This window comes from Streptomyces sp. XM83C (assembly GCF_023072675.1).
Lineage (GTDB): Bacteria > Actinomycetota > Actinomycetes > Streptomycetales > Streptomycetaceae > Streptomyces > Streptomyces thermocoprophilus.
This window is the reverse complement of record NZ_JALLGL010000084.1, coordinates 1-21,464: the sequence shown is the minus strand read 5'-3', so window position 1 is coordinate 21,464 and position 21,464 is coordinate 1. Positions and strand designations below refer to the sequence as shown.

Annotated in this window: 18 protein-coding genes; 10 read left to right on the top strand and 8 right to left on the bottom strand. The window is 73.3% G+C overall.

Annotation, left to right across the window (positions count from 1 at the left end; translation table 11 throughout):
* From MTQ10_RS12340 to lgt, 7 genes are all read left to right on the top strand, one after another.
* On the top strand, positions 1 to 398 hold a 398-nt coding region (locus tag MTQ10_RS12340; RefSeq protein WP_247466063.1), incomplete at its 5' end, for a DUF2752 domain-containing protein.
* 122 nt (positions 399 to 520) lie between these two features.
* Entirely contained in the window at positions 521 to 1,330 is an 810-nt protein-coding gene (gene trpC, locus MTQ10_RS12335) for an indole-3-glycerol phosphate synthase TrpC (protein WP_247466061.1), read from the top strand.
* A 21-nt stretch (positions 1,331 to 1,351) separates the two neighbouring features.
* Positions 1,352 to 1,573, top strand: coding sequence for a tryptophan biosynthesis modulator TrpM (trpM, locus tag MTQ10_RS31620; RefSeq protein ID WP_374117598.1), 222 nt, complete (start codon positions 1,352 to 1,354; stop codon positions 1,571 to 1,573).
* 56 nt (positions 1,574 to 1,629) lie between these two features.
* Complete coding sequence (gene trpB, locus MTQ10_RS12330) at positions 1,630 to 2,913, top strand: tryptophan synthase subunit beta (RefSeq protein ID WP_247466058.1); 1,284 nt, start codon at positions 1,630 to 1,632, stop codon at positions 2,911 to 2,913.
* On the top strand, positions 2,910 to 3,728 hold the full coding sequence (gene trpA, locus MTQ10_RS12325) for a tryptophan synthase subunit alpha (RefSeq protein ID WP_247466055.1): 819 nt from the start codon (positions 2,910 to 2,912) through the stop codon (positions 3,726 to 3,728). Before trpB ends, trpA begins: the two co-directional genes overlap by 4 nt.
* Positions 3,729 to 3,825: 97 nt before the next feature.
* Positions 3,826 to 4,596, top strand: a complete 771-nt coding sequence (locus MTQ10_RS12320; RefSeq protein WP_247466052.1) for a DsbA family protein — start codon at positions 3,826 to 3,828, stop codon at positions 4,594 to 4,596.
* 97 nt (positions 4,597 to 4,693) lie between these two features.
* Positions 4,694 to 5,734 (top strand): prolipoprotein diacylglyceryl transferase, encoded by a 1,041-nt coding sequence (gene lgt, locus MTQ10_RS12315; protein WP_247466050.1) that lies wholly within the window; start codon positions 4,694 to 4,696, stop codon positions 5,732 to 5,734.
* A 78-nt stretch (positions 5,735 to 5,812) separates the two neighbouring features.
* On the opposite strand, the gene MTQ10_RS12310 is transcribed toward lgt, so the two are convergent.
* Genes MTQ10_RS12310 through MTQ10_RS12280 form a run of 7 tightly spaced genes read right to left on the bottom strand, consistent with a single transcriptional unit; the run spans position 5,813 to position 13,567 of the window.
* A complete protein-coding gene (locus MTQ10_RS12310) occupies positions 5,813 to 6,673 on the bottom strand; it encodes an HpcH/HpaI aldolase/citrate lyase family protein (RefSeq protein ID WP_247466047.1) in 861 nt (286 codons plus the stop codon).
* On the bottom strand, positions 6,670 to 7,863 hold the full coding sequence (locus tag MTQ10_RS12305) for a CaiB/BaiF CoA transferase family protein (protein ID WP_308404561.1): 1,194 nt from the start codon (positions 7,861 to 7,863) through the stop codon (positions 6,670 to 6,672). The genes MTQ10_RS12310 and MTQ10_RS12305 overlap by 4 nt, the downstream gene beginning before the upstream one ends.
* Positions 7,860 to 8,753, bottom strand: a complete 894-nt coding sequence (rbsK, locus tag MTQ10_RS12300) for a ribokinase (protein ID WP_247466044.1) — start codon at positions 8,751 to 8,753, stop codon at positions 7,860 to 7,862. The genes MTQ10_RS12305 and rbsK overlap by 4 nt, the downstream gene beginning before the upstream one ends.
* On the bottom strand, positions 8,750 to 10,114 hold the full coding sequence (locus MTQ10_RS12295) for an ADP-ribosylglycohydrolase family protein (protein ID WP_247466041.1): 1,365 nt from the start codon (positions 10,112 to 10,114) through the stop codon (positions 8,750 to 8,752). The genes rbsK and MTQ10_RS12295 overlap by 4 nt, the downstream gene beginning before the upstream one ends.
* Positions 10,102 to 11,265, bottom strand: a complete 1,164-nt coding sequence (locus MTQ10_RS12290; protein ID WP_247466038.1) for an ADP-ribosylglycohydrolase family protein — start codon at positions 11,263 to 11,265, stop codon at positions 10,102 to 10,104. The genes MTQ10_RS12295 and MTQ10_RS12290 overlap by 13 nt, the downstream gene beginning before the upstream one ends.
* A gap of 8 nt (positions 11,266 to 11,273) precedes the next feature.
* A complete protein-coding gene (locus MTQ10_RS12285) occupies positions 11,274 to 12,389 on the bottom strand; it encodes an ADP-ribosylglycohydrolase family protein (protein ID WP_417840453.1) in 1,116 nt (371 codons plus the stop codon).
* Positions 12,386 to 13,567: an ADP-ribosylglycohydrolase family protein gene (locus MTQ10_RS12280; protein ID WP_441350996.1), complete on the bottom strand. Its 1,182-nt coding sequence runs from the start codon at positions 13,565 to 13,567 to the stop codon at positions 12,386 to 12,388. The genes MTQ10_RS12285 and MTQ10_RS12280 overlap by 4 nt, the downstream gene beginning before the upstream one ends.
* Positions 13,568 to 13,826: 259 nt before the next feature.
* Here MTQ10_RS12280 and MTQ10_RS12275 point away from each other — a divergent pair, with 259 nt between their 5' ends.
* Positions 13,827 to 14,558, top strand: coding sequence for a VIT1/CCC1 transporter family protein (locus MTQ10_RS12275; RefSeq protein ID WP_247466031.1), 732 nt, complete (start codon positions 13,827 to 13,829; stop codon positions 14,556 to 14,558).
* A gap of 313 nt (positions 14,559 to 14,871) precedes the next feature.
* On the opposite strand, the gene MTQ10_RS12270 is transcribed toward MTQ10_RS12275, so the two are convergent.
* Positions 14,872 to 15,012 carry a hypothetical protein gene (locus tag MTQ10_RS12270; RefSeq protein ID WP_247466069.1) on the bottom strand — a complete coding sequence of 47 codons (141 nt, stop codon included), beginning with the start codon at positions 15,010 to 15,012 and terminating at the stop codon, positions 14,872 to 14,874.
* Here MTQ10_RS12270 and gltB point away from each other — a divergent pair.
* Both gltB and MTQ10_RS12260 read left to right on the top strand, forming a co-directional pair.
* The gene (gene gltB / locus MTQ10_RS12265; RefSeq protein WP_247466029.1) at positions 14,951 to 19,546 is read left to right on the top strand and encodes a glutamate synthase large subunit; all 4,596 of its coding nucleotides are present in this window, start codon (positions 14,951 to 14,953) and stop codon (positions 19,544 to 19,546) included. The genes MTQ10_RS12270 and gltB overlap by 62 nt on opposite strands.
* Entirely contained in the window at positions 19,539 to 21,002 is a 1,464-nt protein-coding gene (locus tag MTQ10_RS12260; RefSeq protein WP_247466026.1) for a glutamate synthase subunit beta, read from the top strand. The genes gltB and MTQ10_RS12260 overlap by 8 nt, the downstream gene beginning before the upstream one ends.
* Positions 21,003 to 21,464 lie beyond the last annotated feature (462 nt).

Below are 21,464 nucleotides of genomic sequence, written 5' to 3'. Positions count from 1 at the left end.
GCCCCGCCCCGGCGCGGCTTGCCGCGCCACTGGCCGTGTTCGCGGCCGTCGCCGCCGCCTTCGCCTACGTCGGCGCGGTGGACCCCAACGAGCCCGGCCACTACCCCGTCTGCCCGCTGCTGCGCACCACCGGCCTGTACTGCCCCGGCTGCGGCGGGCTGCGCAGCGCCCACGCCTTCGTCCACGGCGATCTGCTCACCGCCCTGCACGCCAACGCGGTCGCCGTCGCCGGCTTTCTCCTGTTCGCGGCCGGCTGGACCGGCTGGGTGGTCCGCGCGGCCCGCGCCCGCCCCACGCGGTTCGATCCGCGGCCCGCCACGCTGTGGGCGCTAGGCGTGTCGCTGCTGGTCTTCACGGTCGTACGGAACCTGCCGTTCGGCGGTTTCCTGCACCCCTGACCCCGGCCGCGGGGCGTCCAGGAAGTGGGACCGGCGTCAACCGGATGCGAGGCCTTCGCCCTCCTCCGGATACCATCGCAGTGACCATTGGGTTTCCGACCGCCCGGAAGGGGGCCGCTCGCGTGAGTGTGCTCGACGAGATCATCGACGGAGTCCGTGCCGACCTCGCGGAGCGGCAGGCACGCGTCAGCCTCGACGAGCTCAAGGAGCGCGCCGCCAAGGCCCCGGCTGCCAAGGACGGCGTGGCCGCGCTGCGCGGCGACGGCGTCCGGGTGATCTGCGAGGTCAAGCGTTCCAGCCCGTCCAAGGGCGCGCTCGCGGCCATCGCCGACCCCGCAGGCCTCGCCGCCGACTACGAGGCGGGCGGCGCCGCCGTCATCTCCGTGCTCACCGAGCAGCGCCGCTTCGGCGGCTCCCTCGCCGACCTGGAGGCCGTCCGCGCCCGCGTCGACATCCCGGTGCTGCGCAAGGACTTCATCGTCACCTCGTACCAGCTGTGGGAGGCCCGCGCCTACGGCGCCGACCTCGCGCTGCTGATCGTCGCCGCGCTGGACCAGCCGGCCCTGGAGTCGCTGATCGAGCGGGCCGTGTCCATCGGACTCACCCCGCTCGTCGAGGTGCACGACGAGGACGAGGTCGAGCGTGCCGTCGACGCCGGCGCCAAGGTCATCGGCGTCAACGCGCGCAACCTGAAGACGCTGGAGGTCGACCGCAACACGTTCGAGCGTGTCGCGCCCGAGATCCCCGACCACATCGTCAAGGTCGCCGAGTCCGGAGTCCGCGGCCCGCACGACCTGATCGCGTACGCCAACGCCGGCGCCGACGCCGTCCTGGTCGGCGAGTCCCTCGTCACCGGCAAGGACCCCAAGGCGGCGGTGGCCGACCTGGTGGCCGCCGGCGAACACCCCGCGCTCCGCCACGGCCGGAGCTGATCCCCCGCTAGGCTGCACCCGATGACTTTCCGGACCGCCCCGACAGCCCGGGACCCGTACGCCCGCCTCGCGCGCGGCTGCCGGCCCCGCGGCTGCCGCGCGCCCGCACGCCGTGTGCACGGCCGCCGCGTCCGCTACGTCATCGGCGACGAACCGGGCCAGGTCAACGGCCGTCGATGGCAGTGTCCCCCCAGGGGCGCGGGACACGGCCACAGCAGCCGCAGCAGGCGCACGGCCGGCTGACCCCCGGGCCCCACGGCGATCAGTGTTCTCCCATGCACTCACCGTGAGGTACACGCATGCCCAGCAACTTCTTCATCCCCGACCCCGACGGCCAGGTGCCGAGCCCTGACGGCTACTTCGGCGCGTTCGGCGGCAAGTTCATCCCCGAGGCCCTCGTCGCCGCCGTCGACGAGGTCGCCGTCGAGTACGACAAGGCCAAGAACGACCCCGAGTTCGCCAAGCAGCTCGACGACCTGCTGGTGAACTACGCCGGCCGGTCCTCCGCGCTGACCGAGGTGCCCCGCTTCGCCGAGCACGCCGGCGGCGCCCGCGTCTTCCTCAAGCGGGAGGACCTCAACCACACCGGCTCCCACAAGATCAACAACGTGCTGGGTCAGGCCCTGCTCACCAAGCGCATGGGCAAGACCCGCGTGATCGCCGAGACCGGAGCCGGCCAGCACGGCGTCGCCACCGCCACCGCCTGCGCCCTGTTCGGCCTCGACTGCACCATCTACATGGGCGAGATCGACACCCAGCGGCAGGCCCTCAACGTCGCCCGCATGCGCATGCTCGGCGCCGAGGTCGTCGCCGTGAAGTCCGGCAGCCGCACCCTGAAGGACGCCATCAACGAGGCGTTCCGCGACTGGGTCGCCAACGTCGACCACACCCACTACCTCTTCGGCACCGTCGCAGGACCCCACCCCTTCCCGGCGATGGTCCGCGACTTCCACCGCGTCATCGGCGTCGAGGCCCGTCGCCAGCTCCTGGAGCGCGCCGGCCGGCTGCCCGACGCGGCGATCGCCTGCGTCGGCGGCGGCTCCAACGCCATCGGCCTCTTCCACGCGTTCATCCCCGACGAGAACGTCCGCCTCATCGGCTGCGAACCCGCAGGCCACGGCATCGACACCGGTGAGCACGCGGCCACCCTCACCGCCGGCGAACCCGGCATCCTGCACGGCTCCCGCTCCTACGTCCTCCAGGACGACGAGGGCCAGATCACCGAGCCGTACTCCATCTCCGCCGGCCTGGACTACCCCGGCATCGGCCCCGAGCACTCCTGGCTCAAGGACTCCGGCCGCGGCGAGTACCGCGCCGTCACCGACGACGCCGCCATGCAGGCGCTGCGCCTGCTGTCCCGCACCGAGGGCATCATCCCGGCCATCGAGTCCGCCCACGCCCTCGCCGGCGCCCTCGAGGTCGGCCGGGAACTCGGCGAGGACGGCCTGATCGTCGTCAACCTCTCCGGCCGCGGCGACAAGGACATGGACACCGCCGCCCGCTACTTCGGGCTGTACGACACCGACGCGCAGGTCGCGGCGAACGAGGCCGACACGGCGGAGATCGAGGGGGACGCCAAGTGAGCGGGAACATCCAGCTGCTGACCGACACCATCGCCGCGGCCAGGGCCGAGAACCGCGCCGCGCTCATCGCCTACCTCCCGGCCGGATTCCCGACCGTCGACGGCGGCATCGACGCGATCAAGGCCGTCTTCGACGGCGGCGCCGACATCGTCGAGGTGGGCCTGCCGCACAGCGACCCCGTCCTGGACGGCCCCGTCATCCAGACCGCCGACGACATCGCGCTGCGCGGCGGCGTCAGGATCGCCGACGTGATGCGGACCGTGCGCGAGGCCCACGCGGCCACCGGCAAGCCCGTCCTCGTCATGACGTACTGGAACCCCATCGATCGCTACGGCGTCGAGCGGTTCACCGCCGAGCTCGCCGAGGCGGGCGGCGCCGGCTGCATCCTGCCCGACCTGCCCGTGCAGGAGTCCGCGCTGTGGCGGGAGCACGCCGACAAGCACGGACTCGCGACCGTGTTCGTCGTGGCGCCCAGCAGCAAGGACGCACGGCTCGCCGAGATCACCGCGGCGGGCAGCGGCTTCGTCTACGCCGCCTCCCTGATGGGCGTCACCGGCACCCGCGAGTCCGTCGGCGCGCAGGCCCGCGACCTGGTGGAACGCACCCGCGCCACCGGCACCGACCTGCCCGTCTGCGTCGGCCTCGGCGTCTCCAACGGCGCCCAGGCCGCCGAGGTCGCCGGCTTCGCCGACGGCGTCATCGTCGGCTCCGCCTTCGTCAAGCGGATGCTGGACGCCCCCGACGAGACCGCGGGACTCGCCGCCGTCCGGGAACTCGCAGGGGAACTCGCGAAGGGCGTCCGCGGACAGGCGTGACGGACCGGACCGTCCGGGCAATTCCTGACAGGTCACTCGAACGGGTGGTCCTGTCGCCGGGGAGGCGCGCCGCGCCTCCCCGGTTCGTTTGCGGTGTGTGAGCGAGAAGAACCGAGAGGCGAAGCGCACCGCCCGGGAGAGGCTGGCCGCGGAGCGCGCGAAGCAGAAAGCCGCCGAGAAGCGGCGGCGGGCACTGATCGTGGGCGCGGCCGTCGTGTGCGTCCTCGGCCTGGCCGCGGTGATCGGCGTCGTCGCCGCCAATGCCGGCAAGGACGACGGCACCACCGGCGCGGTCGTCGCCCCGTCCGGCGCCACCGGACAGGACGCGCTGGCCGTCCCGGTCGGCAGGAGCGACGCGAAGTCCACCCTCGTCGTGTGGGAGGACTTCCGCTGCCCCGCCTGCAGAAGCTTCGAGGGGGAGTACCGCGACACGATCCACGAACTGACCGACGCCGGCCTGCTGAGGGCCGAGTACCGGCTGGCCACCATCATCGACGGCCGGATGGGCGGCTCCGGCTCCCGCAAGGCGGCCAACGCCGCCGCCTGCGCCCAGGACGCCGGCAAGTTCACCGCGTACCACGACGTGCTGTACGAGAACCAGCCCGAGGAGAACGACGACGATTTCGGCGACAACGCGAAGCTGCTGGAGCTGGCGAAGAAGGTCGACGGCCTCGACACGCCCGCCTTCCGCACCTGCGTCGAGGACGGCACGCACGACGCCTGGGTGAAGAAGTCCGCGCAGGCATTCCTCGACAGCGGCCACCAAGGCACACCGACGGTCCTGCTGAACGGGCAGAACCTCGCCGAGGTCCCGTCGATGACCCCCGCCAAGCTGAAGCAGATGGTGCAGGAGAACGCCAAGGGCTGACCCCGCTGACGCGGGCGTTTTCTCACCGCCCCGTTATGGACCCGTAGCCGGGCCACCCGCCGTGCGTCCGGCCCGGCACGGTAGCGTCGACCTTGCCATGGAACTTGCCTACATTCCCAGCCCGTCGCGCGGGGTGCTGTACCTCGGGCCCCTTCCGCTGCGCGGCTATGCCTTCTGCATCATCATCGGCGTCTTCGTTGCCGTCTGGCTCGGCAACAAGCGCTGGATCGCCCGGGGCGGGCGGGCCGGCACGGTGGCCGACATCGCGGTCTGGGCCGTCCCCTTCGGCCTCGTCGGCGGCCGCCTCTACCACGTGATCACGGACTACGAGCTGTACTTCAGCGAAGGCCGTGACTGGGTGGACGCCTTCAAGATCTGGGAAGGCGGCCTCGGCATCTGGGGCGCCATCGCCCTCGGCGCGCTGGGAGCGTGGATCGGCTGCCGCCGCCGCGGCATCCCCATGCCCGCCTACGCCGATGCCGTCGCGCCCGGCATCGCCTTCGCGCAGGCCCTCGGACGCTGGGGCAACTGGTTCAACCAGGAGCTGTACGGGCGGGAGACGGACCTGCCGTGGGCGGTGCGCATCACCTCGGACGCCGCCGGCCGGGTGCCCGGCTACTACCACCCGACGTTCCTGTACGAGTCCCTGTGGTGCGTCGGCGTCGCCCTGCTCGTCATCTGGGCCGACCGCCGCTTCCAGCTGGGCCATGGCCGGGCGTTCGCCCTGTACGTCGCCTCGTACTGCGCGGGCCGCTTCTGGATCGAGTACATGCGCGTCGACGACGCCCACCACATCTTCGGCCTGCGACTGAACAACTGGACCGCGCTGCTGGTCTTCCTCCTCGCCGTCCTCTACATGATCATCTCGGCGAAGAGGAGCCCCGGCCGTGAGGCCGTCGTCGAGCCCGGCGCCGGCGACGGCACCCCCGGCACCGCCGAGGGGACCGCCGACGACGACGCCAGGACCAGCCTGGCCAAGGCCTCCGACACCGAGCCCGGCGAGGCCGACCCCGCCGAGCCGTCCGACGCCGGCGGCGAAGGCAAGTCCGACGCCCGCGAGACGGCACCCGAGGACACGTCACCGGCCGACTCCGACGCGGCCCGCGACGAGACCGAGTCGGCAGCCAAGAAGAGCTGACCGCCCGCCGTACGGCGACGAGGGCGCCCGGGGCCACCCCGGGCGCCCTCCGCGTATCGGCCGGGCGCCGGGCCGTGCTCAGTGGCGGCGGGCCAGCGCCAGCGTCCGCCGGGCCGCCGCGACCACCGCCTCGTCCACGAACCGGCCGTCCGCCAGCGCCAGAGCGCCGGGCACCGCGGTCGCCGCCTCCACCACCGCCCGCGCCCGCTCGACCTCCTCGGCGGTGGGCAGATAGGCCCGCTCGATCACCGGCAGCTGACGCGGATGGATCGCCGCCCGCCCCAGGAACCCCAGCGCCCGGCCCCGCTCACAGCTCGCCGCGAGCCCCACCGGATCACGTACGTCGGGATGCACCGACTGAGGAGGCGGCGCCAGCCCCGCCGCGCGCGCCGCGACCACCACCCGCGACCGCGGCCAGTCCAGCCCGGCGTCGTCCCGCAGCCCGAGATCCGCCCGCAGATCGGCCTCCCCGAGCGCGATGCCCCGCAGCGCCGGATGGGCGGTGGCGATCGCATGGGCGTGCTCCACCCCCAGAGCGGACTCCAGCAGCGCGTACAGCGCCGGCGCCCCTCGCCCGGCCGGTGCCGTGCCCCCGGCGACCCGGACGACCTGCGCCGGCGAGGTCACCTTCGGCAGCCGCAGCCCCGACAGCCCCGGGAGGGCGGCGAGCGCCGCCAGGTCGGCCGCGGCCAGAGGCCCCTCCAGCGCGTTGACACGGACGTGCACCGGCACCGGCTGCGGCTCGCCGAGCAGCTCGGCGGTGGCGGCACGCGCGTACTCCTTGCGTTCCGGGGCGACCGCGTCCTCCAGGTCGACCACCACGACATCGGCGCCCGCCCCGAGCGCCCTCTCCACCTTCCGCGGTCGGTCCCCGGGAACGTACAGCCAGGTCAGCGGGGGAGCGGCGGAGCCCTGGGACACCCCGGCCGCCGCCGTCATACGGCGCCCTCCGCGCGCAGCGCCGCCACCTCGGCCGCGCTCAGCCCGGCCTCGACGAGGACGGCGTCGGTGTCCGCTCCGTGCGCGCGGCCCGCCCAGCGGATCGCGCCGGGCGTCTCCGACAGCCGGAACAGCACGTTCTGCATGCGCAGCGGGCCGAGGTCGGGATCGTCGACGGTGGCGACGGTGCCCAGCGCCCGGTACCGCGGGTCGGCCATCACGTCCCGTACGTTCTGCACGGGCGCGATCGCCGCGTCCGCCTTGTCGAACTCGGCGAGCACCTCGTCCCGGCCGCGAGCGGCGATCCACTCGCCGACCGCCGCGTCCAGCTCGTCGGTGTGGCGGGCGCGGCCGGCGCCGGTGGCGAACCACGGCTGGTCGATCAGGTCGGGCCGCCCCACGAGCCGCATCACCCGCTCCGCGACGGACTGCGCGGACGTGGACACGGCCACCCAGGTGCCGTCGGCGGTGCGGTAGGTGTTGCGGGGCGCGTTGTTCGCGGACCGGTTCCCGGTGCGTTCCTGCACATGACCGAGCTGGTCGTACCAGGTGAGTTGGGGGCCGAGTACGGCGAGGATCGGTTCGAGGAGAGCGAGGTCGACGATCTGTCCGCGCCCGGTGTGCCGCCGTGCGGCGAGCGCGGTCAGCACCGCGTACGCGGTGGCCAGCCCGGCGACGGAGTCGGCCAGCCCGAACGGCGGCAGGGTGGGCGGCGCGCCGGGTTCCCCGGTGACGGCGGCGAAGCCGCTCAGCGCCTCGGCGAGGGTACCGAAGCCGGGCCGGCGGGCGTACGGTCCGCTCTGCCCGAAGCCGGTGACGCGGGCGAGGACGAGCCGCGGGTTGGCCGCGGACAGCTGTGGCCAGCCCAGGCCCCATTTCTCCAGGGTGCCGGGCCGGAAGTTCTCGATGATCACATCGGCATCGGCGGCGAGCCGCAGCAGGGTGTTCCGGCCGCCGGGCCTGGACAGGTCCAGGGTGACGGTGCGTTTGTTGCGGCCGAGGACCTTCCACCACAGGCCGATGCCGTCCTTGGCGGGGCCGTGGCCGCGTGACGGGTCGGGCCGCAGCGGATGCTCGATCTTCACGACGTCGGCGCCGAAGTCGCCGAGCAGCGTCGCGGCCATCGGCCCCGCGAACAGGGTGGCGAGGTCGAGGACGCGCAGTTCGGTGAGCGGGGCGGTGGTGGTCACGGCCGGTACCTCGCGTCGATCTCGGAGCGGTACGGCATCGACGCCGACGCGCCTTCCCGCTGCACGGACAGCGCCGCCGCAGCAGCAGCCCAGGCAAGTGCCTCCCGCACCGGGCGCTCCTCGCCGAGCGCCACCGCGAGCGCCCCGGTGAAGGTGTCGCCGGCGCCGGTGGAGTCGACGGCGCTGACCTGCGGCGCGGGCACGGTGAGGGGTTCGGCGCCGCGCGCCGCGTACAGGCAGCCGGCCGGGCCGAGGGTGACGACGACCTGCGGCACCTGCCGCAGCAGGGCGTCGGCGGCGGCGACGGGGTCGGTGATGCCGGTGAGGGCGGCGGCCTCGTGCTCGTTGGGCACCAGCAGGTCGATGTCGGCGAGGAGTTCGGGCGGCAGCGGGCGGGCGGGCGCCGGGGTGAGGATCGTACGGACGCCGTGCGCGCGGGCGGCGCGGGCGCCGGCGCGTACGGCGGAGAGCGGGATCTCCAGCTGTAGCAGCAGCGCGTCGGCGGAGCCGATCAGGCCCTCGTCGCCGGGGACGAGGTGGTCGAGGGTGCCGTTGGCGCCGGGGATCACGACGATGGAGTTGCCGCCCTCGTCGTCGACGACGATGTGCGCGGTGCCGGAGGGCCCTTCGACGGTGCGCAGATGGTCGGTGTTCACCCCCGAGTGCTCGAGGCCGGTGCGCAGCCGGGTGCCGAACGTGTCGTTGCCGACGGCGCCGATCATCGACACGGCGGCGCCGGCGCGGGCCGCGGCGACGGCCTGGTTGGCGCCTTTGCCTCCGGGCACGGTGCGGAATTCGCGGCCGGTGACGGTCTCACCGCGTTGCGGTGCCTTCTCGACGTAGGCGACGAGGTCCATGTTCGTGCTGCCGAGCACGACGATGTGCGTCATGGGCGGGAGGCCTCCCGGTGGGTGAGTCGGGCCAGGGTGTCGAAGCCGACGCCGTCGAAGCCGGCGACGGAGCTGGCGAGCCGGTTCTTCAGCGGCGCGGTCCAGCGGTCGGGCAGGGCGGCGGGCCGGCCGGCGAGGAGTCCGGCGACGCTGCCGGCGGTGGCGCCGTCGGAGTCGGTGTCCCAGCCGCCGGAGACGGCCCGGCAGATCGAGCCGGTGAAGTCGCCGTCGGCGTGGGTGAGGGCGGCGGCGGTCAGCGCGGTGTTGGGCACGGCGTGCACCCAGTGGTGGGCGGGGGAGTACAGGGCGTGCAGGGTGTCCACGACGGTGTCGAAGTCCTGCTCGCGGCGGGCGAGTTCGACGGCGTGCCGGACGGCGCGGGCCAGCCGGGAGCGGGGCGGGACCACGGTGAGGCCGATGCGCAGGCAGGTGTGCACGTCGTGTGTGCCGGTGCCGGCGGCGGCGAGGACGGCCGCGGTGAACATCGCCGCGTACACGCCGTTCGCGGTGTGCGTCAGGACGGCGTCGCGGTGGGCCTGTTCGGCGGCGGCGGCCGGGTCGCCGGGGTTGGTCCAGCCGTGCATGTCGGCGCGGATCAGCGCGCCGATCCATTCGCGGAACGGGTTGCGCCTGCGGGCGGTGTGCGGGGGTTCGATGCCGGAGAGCAGATTGCGGTAGGCGACGCGTTCGGCGGTGAAGGTGCGGCCGGCGGGCAGTTCGTCGAGCCAGAGGCGGGCGACGTCGGCGGTGGTGAAGCCGCGGCCGTGGCGGCGCAGGAGCAGCAGGTTCAGCAGCGGGTAGTCGAGGTCGTCGTCCTCCGGCATGCCGTCGATGTTCTCAGCGAGGGAGGTGCCCGCCGAGCGCCGGTTCCAGGGGTGCGCGGCGAGCAGCTCCGCGGGCACGCCCCTGGCGGTGAAATACGTCGCCGGCGGCCAGTTGCCGGCGGCGCGGGCGAGCGCGCGGATGCCGTCCAGGGGCAGCTTCTCGACCGGTTTGCCGAGCAGGCAGCCCACGGCCCGGCCCAGCCACGCCGCCTCCAGCCGGGCGGCGCAGGCGGCCGTCCTGGCCGGGGCGGGGGCCGGCCAGTCGGGGCACAGGGCCTTGATGCGCTCCAGGTCGGTCGGTTCGTCGTCGGCGAACCGGCTGGGCAGCTCGGCGAGTTCGTCCAGCAGATCCCCGGCGAGCTGCCGCAGACAGCGGGAGACCGGCCGGTGCGAGGCGCCCGCCCGTTCGGGGGCGTCCGGGCCGCCCGCGGCCCGCCAGCGCGCGGCGACCGCCTGCGGCTCGCGGCCGTCGAGGGCTGCCTGGCGCAGCTCGTGCCCGATCAGGTCCTCCGGCTGGACCCAGGTCACTCGGAGCATCCGCTGCCTCCCAGCGCGGCGAACGCCCGCTCGTGGGCGCGTCGGCGCCGTACGTCCCGTTCGAACACCTCCCGGGCCACCGCGGTCAGGGTGCGGCCGGGTTCCCACAGGTCGAGACGGCTGGCCTCGGCGACGCGTTTCGCCCAGTCGTCGGGGCAGGGGGAGCCCAGCGCGCCGGTCACCGCGCCGGCCATGGTGGCGATGGAGTCGCAGTCCCTGCCGTAGTTCACCGCGCCGAGCACCGCGTGCCGCAGATCGCCGCCGGCGACCACCGTCATGGCGAGGGCGACGGGCAGTTCCTCGACGGAGTGCAGCCGGGACGGGCGGCGCGCGCCGAGCGACGGATCGCGGTAGTCGGGGCCGACCGTGTCGTACGGCGCGACCGCCTCCCGCAGCGGGCCGAGCGCCGACTCGAAGTCGCTGTGGCGGGCGGCTGTCTCGCAGGCCCGCTCGATCGCGGTGCGGGTGCCGTCCTTCGCCAGGGACAGACACGCGCCGACCACCGAGTCGGGGGTCGCGCCGGGTGAGGCCGCCGCGGCGACCGCCGCCGCGAACACGCCGGCCGCCTCACGGCCGTACGACGACTGGTGGGCGCCCGCGACATCCAGCGCCTCGGCGTAGGCGGCGCGCGGATGGGCCGCGTTGACCAGGCCGACCGGCGCCATGTACATCGCGGCACCGCAGTTGACGATGTTGCCGACGCCGGCCTCGCGCGGGTCGGCGTGCCCGTAGTGGATGCGCGTCACGAGCCATTTCTCGGCGAGGAAGATCCGCTGCAAGGGCAGAGCCTCCGTCTCCAGCTCGGGGATCCACCGCGGGTTCGTCATCAGGTCGGGCACCAGATGCTCGGCGATCGCGTAGGCGTCCAGATGGTCACGGACCCGGTCGTAGACCCGGACCAGGGCGTGCGTCATCAGGGTGTCGTCGGTGACGTGCCCGTCGCCCTTGTGGTACGGCGCGAGGGGGCGGGCGGTGCGCCAGGCGTCGCCGTGCCAGGGGCCGACGATGCCGTGGATCCGGCCGCCGTGCCGCTGGAGGATCTGGTCGGGGCTGTAGCCCTCCACGGGCCCGCCCAGGGCGTCGCCGACGGCCGCGCCGACCAGGGCTCCGGTGATCCGGGCCTCCAGGGTTTCATCTCCTTTGGGCGTCATGCCCCGAATCATCCTCCTGGAGGGGCTGGTTGTACGGCTTCCAGCTGTCCGGCGAGTTCCACCAGGTCGGTGCCGGTGAGGCGGGGCAGGACGCATCCGGACAGGGCGCGGCAGCTCTCCCGCCAGGTCGCGGGGACCGCGGCGCCGCCGCCGAGCGCGCCGGTCAGGGCGCCGGTGAGGGCGGGCGCGGAGTCGGCGACGCGGGACAGGCAGGCCGCGGCGGGGACGGCTTCCGCGATCCGGCCGCGGGCGGCGGTGGTGAGGGCGAGGGCGACGGGAACGGTCTCGGCGGCGGCGATGCCGTAGCTGTAGACGTGGTCGACGATCTGGTGTTCCAGCGGCGGCACCAGCGCGAAGGCGCTGTCCGCGGCGCGGGCGAGACCCAGCGCGTGGCGGGCGTTGCGGCCGATCTCCGTCTCCTCGGGGAGTTCGGCGAGGGCGGCGGCGACACAGGTGTCGGTGCCGGCACCGGCGAGGGCGAGGGAGACGGCCGCCGCCATGGCGCGGGCGCCGTGCACGCCGTCGCCGTCCTGGGTGTAGCGGGCGTCGAACTCGGCGAGCCCGGCGGCCTGTGCGGGGTCGCCGGGGTGGGCGGCGGCCAGGACGCAGGCGCGGACGCAGGCCGCGTCGTCGAAGTAGTGCGGGTTGTCGTGGCCGGTGGCGGGCGGGCGCAGCCCGGTGGCGAGGTTGCCGAGGCCGGCGCGCACGGAGATCCGGGCGCGCAGCGGCAGAACGGCCGACTCCACCTCGGGGGCGCGTTCCTCGGCGGCGGCGACCTCGGCGGCGAGGGCGCTCCACGTCAGGTCGATCGCGGTACGCACCCGGCGGGCGCGGCTGAGGTCGCCGAGGGCGGTGTCGTCGCCGGCGCGCAGCAGCGCCTCGGCGGCGAACACAGCCCACTCGGCGTCGTCGGAGGGGCCGAGCCGCAGGGGTTCCGGGGGCTGGTTGAGGGCGATCGGGACGGGCAGGGTGGTGGTGGCGTTCTGCTCGGCGAACGTGTCGAGTTCGCGGGTGAGGCGTCGGGTCCAGTCGGGCAGCCGGGCCGCGCGGTGCCGGGCGGCGGGCCAGCCGGCGGCGTCACCCGCGGCGAGCCCGAGGAGCAGCCCCTCGATGCGCCGGCTCATGACCGCGCCTCCGCGTCCGCGAGGGGCTGCGGACCGGCCAGGGGGCGGCGCCCGGCGGACAGCGGGCCGTCCGCCGCCGCTTCGGCTTGCGCCGGGCCGGCGGGCAGCAGGGCCGTCAGGGCCGGGGCGGTCTCCGGTCCGCCCGCGGGGCCGAGGCCTGCCGGGGCCTTCGGGCCTGCGGCGGCCCTCGGTGCCCGCGCCTCCTCGGCTGCCCCTTCCCGGGCCCCCGCCGCCTCCACCAGCAGGTCCGCGATCTCCAGTACGTGCCGTCCCCGCATCGCCGGCAGGCAGCTGCCGCGGCACGCTCCGACGGGGGCGGCCCACTCGGCGGGGATCGCGGACACGCCCTGGGTCGCTCCGGCGAGCGCGCCCGCCACCGCCGCGGTGGTGTCGGCGTCGCGGCCCATGTTGACGGCCGTGAGGACCGCTTCCCGGAAGTCGCCGTCGGCCGCGGCGTAGGCGCCGAAGGCGAGGGCGACGGCCTCGGGGGCGAGGTCGGTCCAGGGGTAGCCGCCGATGACGACGGCGTAGCGCACGGCGCGTTCGCCGCGGTGGGCGGCGGTCACGGCGCGGCGCAGGGAGCGGGCGGTCCAGGAGTCGTCCGGTACGACGGTGAGGGCGGCGGCGATCACGGCGGCCGGCGGGGCGCCCGCCATCGCGGCGGCGACGCCGGCGGCGACGGCCTGCCCGCCGTGGATGCCCTCGCCGTCGTGGCTGACGGAGCCGTCGATCGCGACGAGCCGGGCCGCCTCCGCGGGCCGGCCCGCGGCGAAGACGCCGAAGGGTGCGGCCCGCATGGCGAGGCCGTCGCTCCAGGCGTGCCGATGCTGGGCGGAGATGGGGGCGGCGAGGCCTCGGCGCAGGTTCTCCAGGGTGCCGCGTTCGCTGAATCCGGCCCCGCGGAAGGGCCCTTCGGGAAGGTCGGCGATCCACTCGTGCCAGGCGGCCTCCACCAGGGCGGGGGTGAGGGCGGCGCCGTGGCGGGCGAGCAGCAGCCCGGAGAAGACGGTGTACTCGGTGTCGTCGGTGCCGGCCGGCCGGTCGGTGACGTATCCGGTGATACGGCCCCAGCGGGCGCGGATCTCGGAGGGTTTCAGGTTCTCGGCGGGGGCGCCGAGCGCGTCGCCCACCGCCAGGCCGAGCAGGGCGCCGCGGGCCCGCTCACGGATCGATGCCATGTGCCACCTCTCCTCCCGGGGGCGTGCGGCCCCTCGGCGGAACTGTCCCCGGTGCCGGGTGCGGCGCAGCCTCGCGGGCCTCAGCGTCACCCGTCCCGCACAGCGGCAGCGGCAACCGATGCGCGGAGGAAGGCGAAACCGCAGGTTAGCCCAGCCTTTCCTTGCTGGCGGGCAGGAATGCGACGGCGTACATTCATGGTTGTCAAAAGATGGAACTCGTCCAAACTTAGCTTTGCCTTAGCTTCCTGGGGGATCTCCCGTGGCCATCATCGAGACCGAAGCCGCACTCCACGTCGCCCACCGCGACAATCACACCCACCGCGACGTCAACGGCGGCTGGCTGCGCCCCGCCGTCTTCGGCGCGATGGACGGCCTGGTCTCCAACCTCGCCCTGATGACCGGCGTCGCCGGCGGGTCGGTGAGCCGGGAGACCATCGTGCTGACCGGGCTCGCCGGCCTCGCCGCCGGCGCCTTCTCCATGGCCGCCGGCGAATACACCTCCGTCGCCTCCCAGCGGGAACTGGTCGAGGCCGAACTCGACGTCGAGCGGCGGGAACTGCGCAAGCATCCCGCCGACGAGGAAGCCGAACTCGCCGCCCTCTACGAGGCCCGAGGCGTCGAGCCCGGCCTGGCCCGCGCGGTCGCCCGCCAGCTGTCCGAGGATCCCGAGCAGGCGCTGGAGATCCACGCCCGCGAGGAACTCGGCATCGACCCCGGCGACCTGCCCTCCCCGCTCGTCGCCGCCGTGTCCTCCTTCGGCTCCTTCGCGCTGGGCGCCCTGCTGCCCGTCCTGCCCTACCTGCTCGGCGCCACCGCCCTGTGGCCCGCCGTCCTGCTCGCCCTCGCCGGCCTCTTCGCCTGTGGCGCCGTCGTCGCCAAGGTCACCGCGCGCACCTGGTGGTTCAGCGGACTGCGGCAGCTCGCCCTGGGCGGCGCCGCCGCCGGTGTGACGTACGCCCTGGGCAGCTTCTTCGGAACGGCCGTAGGATAAAAGGACTGGTACTTATGCGTCGGGCCGCATAAGTACATCGTTACCCGTTGGTTTCGACCGTATGACCGCGGGGCATGAGCCGTAAGCGCTGCGGGCAACGACGCCCGCGGCACACCCACGGGACGGGCGACGGCGCCCGCCCCGCTTTCGGGTCGCCGGACACCGATCTGTCCGCATCGACCCCCACACACTTTCCGCCACGGGAACAACGGGGCCACACACCCCGCCACACCCCTGTGGCGTCCGCATGCTGGAACGGAGTATCCGATTCCCGAGAGCCGTTCCATCATGTAACCTGCACGAAATTTCGCACTCAGGTGCACCGACACCGCAGAGGGCCAACGTCGTCCCTCGGCACCAGCACATGCCACTTGACGACGACGGGAGAGCCGATGCGTACGCCGCGCCAGCCGTCCCAGCATTCCTCGAACGACCGGGCGACCTGGTCGTTCATGGATGCTCGCCCTGCTGCGCAGGGTATGTACGACCCCCGCAACGAGCACGACGCCTGCGGCGTCGGCTTCGTCGCGACCCTCACCGGCGAGGCGTCCCACACCCTGGTCGAGCAGGCCCTCACAGTCCTGCGCAACCTGGAGCACCGTGGCGCCACCGGCTCCGAGCCGGACTCCGGTGACGGTGCGGGCATCCTCTCCCAGGTCCCCGACGCCTTCTTCCGCGAAGTGGCCGGATTCGACCTGCCCGCCGCCGGCGGCTACGCCGTCGGCATCGCCTTCCTCCCCGAGGAAGACACCGACACCACTGCCGCGCAGATCGAAGCCATCGCCGCCGACGAGAACCTCACCGTCCTCGGCTGGCGCGACGTCCCCGTCGCCCCCGAACTGCTCGGCGCCACCGCCCGCTCGACGATGCCCGTCTTCCGGCAGATCTTCGTCACCGACCACACCAGCACCGGCATCGACCTCGACCGCAAGGCGTTCGCGCTGCGCAAGCGCGCCGAACGCGAAGCCGGCGTCTACTTCCCGTCGCTGTCCGCACGGACCATCGTCTACAAGGGCATGCTGACCACCGGCCAGCTCGAACCCTTCTTCCCGGACCTGTCCGACCGCCGCTTCGCCTCCGCGATCGCCCTCGTGCACTCCCGGTTCTCCACGAACACCTTCCCGTCGTGGCCCCTCGCACACCCCTACCGGTTCGTCGCCCACAACGGTGAGATCAACACCGTCAAGGGCAACCGCAACTGGATGCGCGCCCGCGAGTCCCAGCTCGTCTCCGACCTCTTCGGCGACAAGAACCTCGACCGCCTCTTCCCGGTGTGCACCCCCGACGCCTCCGACTCCGCCTCCTTCGACGAGGTCCTGGAACTGCTGCACCTCGGCGGACGCTCCCTGCCGCACTCCGTGCTGATGATGATCCCCGAGGCGTGGGAGAACCACGACTCCATGGACCCCGCCCGGCGCGCCTTCTACCAGTACCACTCCACGATGATGGAGCCCTGGGACGGCCCCGCCTGCGTCACCTTCACCGACGGCACCCAGGTCGGCGCCGTCCTCGACCGCAACGGCCTGCGCCCCGGCCGCTACTGGGTCACCGACGACGGCCTCGTCGTCCTCGGCTCCGAGGTCGGCGTCCTCGACATCGACCCCGCCAAGGTCGTCCGCAAGGGCCGCCTCCAGCCCGGCAAGATGTTCCTCGTCGACACCGCCGAGCACCGCATCATCGAGGACGACGAGATCAAGGCGCAGCTCGCCGCCGCCGCCCCCTACCAGGAGTGGCTCGAAGCCGGCGAGATCGAACTCAGCGACCTGCCCGAACGCGAACACATCGTCCACACCCACGCCTCGGTCACCCGCCGCCAGCAGACCTTCGGCTACACCGAGGAAGAACTCCGCGTCATCCTCGCCCCGATGGCCCGCACCGGCGCCGAACCCATCGGCTCCATGGGCACCGACTCGCCCATCGCCGCCCTCTCCGAGCGCCCCCGCCTGCTCTTCGACTACTTCACCCAGCTGTTCGCCCAGGTCACCAACCCGCCGCTGGACGCCATCCGCGAGGAACTCGTCACCTCGCTGCGCTCCTCCCTCGGCCCCGAAGGCAACCTGCTGGAACCGAACGCCGCCTCCTGCCGCTCGGTCACCCTGCCCTTCCCCGTGATCGACAACGACGAGCTGGCCAAGCTCATCCACATCAACGCCGACGGCGACATGCCCGGCTTCAAGGCCGCCACCCTCTCCGGCCTGTACCGCGTGCAGGGCGGCGGCGACGCCCTCGCCGCCCGCATCGACGAGATCTGCGCCGAAGCCGACGCCGCCATCGACAACGGCGCCCGCCTCATCGTCCTGTCGGACCGCCACTCCGACGCCGAGCACGCCCCGATCCCCTCCCTGCTGCTCACCGCGGCCGTCCACCACCACCTCATCCGCACCAAGCAGCGCACCCAGGTCGGCCTGCTCGTCGAGGCCGGCGACGTCCGCGAGGTCCACCACGTCGCCCTCCTCATCGGCTACGGCGCCGCCGCCGTCAACCCCTACCTGGCCATGGAATCGGTGGAGGACCTGCTGCGCGCCGGCACCTTCATCGACGGCATCGAGCCCGAGAAGGCCATCAAGAACCTCATCCACGCCCTCGGCAAGGGCGTACTGAAGGTCATGTCCAAGATGGGCATCTCCACCGTCGCCTCCTACCGCGGCGCCCAGGTCTTCGAAGCCGTCGGCCTGGACGAGGCCTTCGTCGAGAAGTACTTCAACGGCACCACCACCAAGATCGGCGGCGTCGGCATCGACGTCATCGCCGAGGAGGTCGCCGCCCGCCACGCCAAGGCCTACCCCGCCTCCGGCATCGCCCCCGCGCACCGCGCGCTGGAGATCGGCGGCGAATACCAGTGGCGCCGCGAGGGCGAACCCCACCTGTTCGACCCGGAGACCGTCTTCCGTCTCCAGCACTCCACGCGCACCGGCCGCTACGACATCTTCAAGAAGTACACCGACCGCGTGAACGAACAGTCCGAGCGCCTGATGACGCTGCGCGGCCTGTTCGGCTTCAAGTCCGACCGCAAGCCCATCCCGATCGATGAGGTCGAACCCGTCTCCGAGATCGTCAAGCGGTTCTCCACCGGCGCCATGTCGTACGGCTCCATCTCCCAGGAGGCGCACGAGACCCTCGCCATCGCGATGAACCGCCTCGGCGGCAAGTCCAACACCGGCGAGGGCGGCGAGGACCCCGAGCGCCTCTACGACCCCAAGCGGCGCAGCGCCATCAAGCAGGTCGCCTCCGGCCGCTTCGGCGTCACCTCCGAGTACCTCGTCAACGCCGACGACATCCAGATCAAGATGGCGCAGGGCGCCAAGCCCGGCGAGGGCGGCCAGCTGCCCGGCCACAAGGTCTACCCGTGGGTCGCCAAGACCCGCCACTCCACCCCCGGCGTCGGCCTGATCTCCCCGCCGCCGCACCACGACATCTACTCCATCGAGGACCTCGCCCAGCTCATCCACGACCTGAAGAACGCCAACCCGCAGGCCCGCATCCACGTGAAGCTGGTCTCCGAGGTCGGCGTCGGCACGGTCGCAGCCGGCGTGTCCAAGGCCCACGCCGACGTCGTGCTGATCTCCGGCCACGACGGCGGCACCGGCGCCTCCCCGCTGACCTCCCTGAAGCACGCGGGCGGCCCCTGGGAACTCGGCCTCGCCGAGACCCAGCAGACCCTGCTGCTCAACGGCCTGCGCGACCGCATCGTCGTCCAGACCGACGGCCAGCTGAAGACCGGCCGCGACGTCGTCATCGCCGCACTGCTCGGCGCCGAGGAGTTCGGCTTCGCGACCGCCCCGCTCGTCGTCTCCGGCTGCGTCATGATGCGCGTCTGCCACCTGGACACCTGCCCCGTCGGCATCGCCACCCAGAACCCCGTCCTGCGCGACCGGTTCTCCGGCAAGGCCGAATACGTCGTGAACTTCTTCGAGTTCATCGCACAGGAGGTCCGCGAACTCCTCGCCGAGCTCGGCTTCCGCTCCATCGAGGAGGCCGTCGGCCACGCCGAGGTCCTCGACGTCGAACGCGCCGTCGACCACTGGAAGGCACAGGGCCTGAACCTGGAGCCCCTCTTCCACGTCCCCGCCCTGCCCGAGGGCGCCGCCCGCCACCAGGCCGTCCCCCAGGACCACGGCCTGGAGAAGGCCCTGGACAACGAACTGATCAAGCTCGCCGCGGACGCGCTCGCCGCCGACAGCGCCGCCGACGCCCAGCCGGTCCGCGCCCAGGTCGCCATCCGCAACATCAACCGCACGGTCGGCACCATGCTCGGCCACGAGGTGACGAAGAAGTTCGGCGGCGCCGGCCTGCCCGACGACACCATCGACATCACCTTCACCGGCTCCGCCGGCCAGTCCTTCGGCGCCTTCGTCCCCCGCGGCATCACACTGCGCCTGGAGGGCGACGCCAACGACTACGTCGGCAAGGGCCTGTCCGGCGGCCGTGTCGTCGTCCGCCCGGACCGGGCCGCCGACCACCTCGCCGAATACAGCGTCATCGCCGGCAACACCATCGGCTACGGCGCCACCAGCGGCGAGATGTTCCTGCGCGGCAAGGTCGGCGAACGCTTCTGCGTCCGCAACTCCGGCGCGCTGGTCGTCTCCGAAGGCGTGGGCGACCACGGCTGCGAGTACATGACCGGCGGTCACGCCGTCGTCCTCGGCGAGACCGGCCGCAACTTCGCGGCCGGCATGTCCGGCGGCGTCGCCTACGTGATCGACCTGGACCGCGACAACGTCAACATCGGCAACCTGGACGCCGTACAGGCGCTCGACGAGGCCGACAAGCAGTGGCTGCACGACGTCGTCCGCCGCCACCAGGAGGAGACCGGCTCCACCGTGGCCGCCAAGCTCCTGGCCGAGTGGGACACCGCCGTCGAGCGCTTCAGCAAGATCATCCCCAGCACGTACAAGGCAGTGCTCGCCGCCAAGGACGCCGCCGAGCGAGCCGGTCTCTCCGAGTCCGAGACCCACGAGAAGATGATGGAGGCGGCGATCAATGGCTGACCCGAAGGGCTTCCTGAACCACGGGCGCGAGGTCGCCAAGTCCCGCCCCGTCGAAGAACGCGTCAAGGACTGGAACGAGGTCTACGTCCCCGGCTCCCTGCTGCCCATCATCAGCAAGCAGGCCAGCCGCTGCATGGACTGCGGCATCCCGTTCTGCCACAACGGCTGCCCCCTCGGAAACCTCATCCCCGAGTGGAACGACTACGCCTACCGCGAGGACTGGGGCGCCGCCTACGAGCGGCTGCACGCCACCAACAACTTCCCCGAGTTCACCGGCCGCCTCTGCCCGGCACCCTGCGAGTCGGCGTGCGTCCTCGGCATCAACCAGCCGCCGGTCACCATCAAGAACGTCGAGGTGTCCATCATCGACAAGGCGTGGGAGGCCGGCCGGGTCGCCCCTCAGGCCCCCGAACGCCTCTCCGGCAAGACCGTCGCCGTCGTCGGCTCCGGCCCCGCCGGCCTGGCCGCCGCCCAGCAGCTCACCCGGGCCGGCCACACCGTCGCCGTGTACGAGCGCGCCGACCGCATCGGCGGCCTCCTGCGCTACGGCATCCCCGAGTTCAAGATGGAGAAGCGGCACATCAACCGCCGTATCGAGCAGATGCGCGCGGAAGGCACCAAGTTCCGCACCGGCATCGAGATCGGCCGGGACATGCCCGCCACCGCGCTGCGCAAGCGGTACGACGCCGTCGTCCTCGCCGTCGGCGCCACCACCCCCCGCGACCTGCCCGTGCCGGGCCGCGAACTCAAGGGCATCCACCAGGCCATGGAGTACCTGCCCCTGGCCAACAAGGTGCAGGAGGGCGACTACGTCACCTCCCCGATCTCCGCAGAGGGCAAGCACGTCGTCGTCATCGGCGGCGGCGACACCGGCGCCGACTGCGTGGGCACCGCCCACCGCCAGGGCGCCGCCTCCGTCACCCAGCTGGAGATCATGCCCCGCCCGAACGACGAGCGGAACAACGTCACCCAGCCGTGGCCGACCTTCCCGATGCTGTACAAGGTCACCTCCGCGCACGAGGAGGGCGGCGAGCGGGTCTACTCCGTCTCCACCACCCACTTCGAAGGCGACGAGGACGGCAACGTCCAGTGGCTGCACCTCACCGAGGTCGAGTTCGTCGACGGCAAGCTCACCCCGAAGCCCGGCACCGAGCGGAAGATCCCCGCCCAGCTCGTCACCCTCGCCATGGGCTTCACCGGCACCGACCGCGTCAACGGCCTCGTCGAACAGTTCGGCCTCGAACTGGACGAGCGCGGCAACATCGCCCGCGACGCCGACTTCCAGACCAACGTGCCCGGCGTGTTCGTCGCCGGCGACGCCGGCCGCGGCCAGTCCCTCATCGTGTGGGCCATCGCCGAAGGCCGCTCCGCCGCCCGCGGCGTCGACCGCTACCTGACCGGGGCCAGCGACCTGCCCGCCCCGATCCGCCCGACCGACCGCGCCCTGGCGGTCTGACGGACAACCGAAGAACGTGGCCGTACAAAGGCGTACGGCACACAGACGGCGCCTGCCACTGTCCCCGACCGGACCTGGCAGGCGCCGCCGCATCTCCGCCCTCACCGCGGGCGGGGCGGCACGCACGCCGGGGGCCGCCGACGCCGGGGTGGGCCCGGCCGCGCCGGGGACCTGCGCCGTGTGAGCCCGGCCTCGCATGCCTGGGGCCGCTCGCGCCGAGCAGGCCCGGCCTCGCGCGCCCGGCCTTGCCGGCCGGGAGCCGCTCGCGCCGGACGACCCCGGCCTTGCCGGCCGGGAGCCGCTCGCGCCGGACGACCCCGGCCTTGCCGGCCGGGAGCCGACGCCGGGGTGGGCCCGGCCGCGCACGCCGGTAGCCGCTCGCGCCGGACGACCCCGGCCTCGCCCGCCGGGAGGCAGCCCTCGACGCCGGGCAGCACGCCGGCCCGCCCCCTCACACGCCAA

Coding starts and splice junctions, on each gene's coding strand:
- MTQ10_RS12290 (WP_247466038.1), bottom strand. CDS start 11,265: ATGACGCCCAAAGGAGATGAAACCCTGGAGGCCCGGATCACCGGAGCC.
- MTQ10_RS12295 (WP_247466041.1), bottom strand. CDS start 10,114: ATGCTCCGAGTGACCTGGGTCCAGCCGGAGGACCTGATCGGGCACGAG.
- MTQ10_RS12270 (WP_247466069.1), bottom strand. CDS start 15,012: ATGAACGACCAGGTCGCCCGGTCGTTCGAGGAATGCTGGGACGGCTGG.
- MTQ10_RS12260 (WP_247466026.1), top strand. CDS start 19,539: ATGGCTGACCCGAAGGGCTTCCTGAACCACGGGCGCGAGGTCGCCAAG.
- lgt (WP_247466050.1), top strand. CDS start 4,694: ATGGAACTTGCCTACATTCCCAGCCCGTCGCGCGGGGTGCTGTACCTC.
- trpB (WP_247466058.1), top strand. CDS start 1,630: ATGCCCAGCAACTTCTTCATCCCCGACCCCGACGGCCAGGTGCCGAGC.
- MTQ10_RS12310 (WP_247466047.1), bottom strand. CDS start 6,673: ATGACGGCGGCGGCCGGGGTGTCCCAGGGCTCCGCCGCTCCCCCGCTG.
- trpM (WP_374117598.1), top strand. CDS start 1,352: ATGACTTTCCGGACCGCCCCGACAGCCCGGGACCCGTACGCCCGCCTC.
- MTQ10_RS12285 (WP_417840453.1), bottom strand. CDS start 12,389: ATGAGCCGGCGCATCGAGGGGCTGCTCCTCGGGCTCGCCGCGGGTGAC.
- MTQ10_RS12280 (WP_441350996.1), bottom strand. CDS start 13,567: ATGGCATCGATCCGTGAGCGGGCCCGCGGCGCCCTGCTCGGCCTGGCG.
- gltB (WP_247466029.1), top strand. CDS start 14,951: ATGCGTACGCCGCGCCAGCCGTCCCAGCATTCCTCGAACGACCGGGCG.
- rbsK (WP_247466044.1), bottom strand. CDS start 8,753: ATGACGCACATCGTCGTGCTCGGCAGCACGAACATGGACCTCGTCGCC.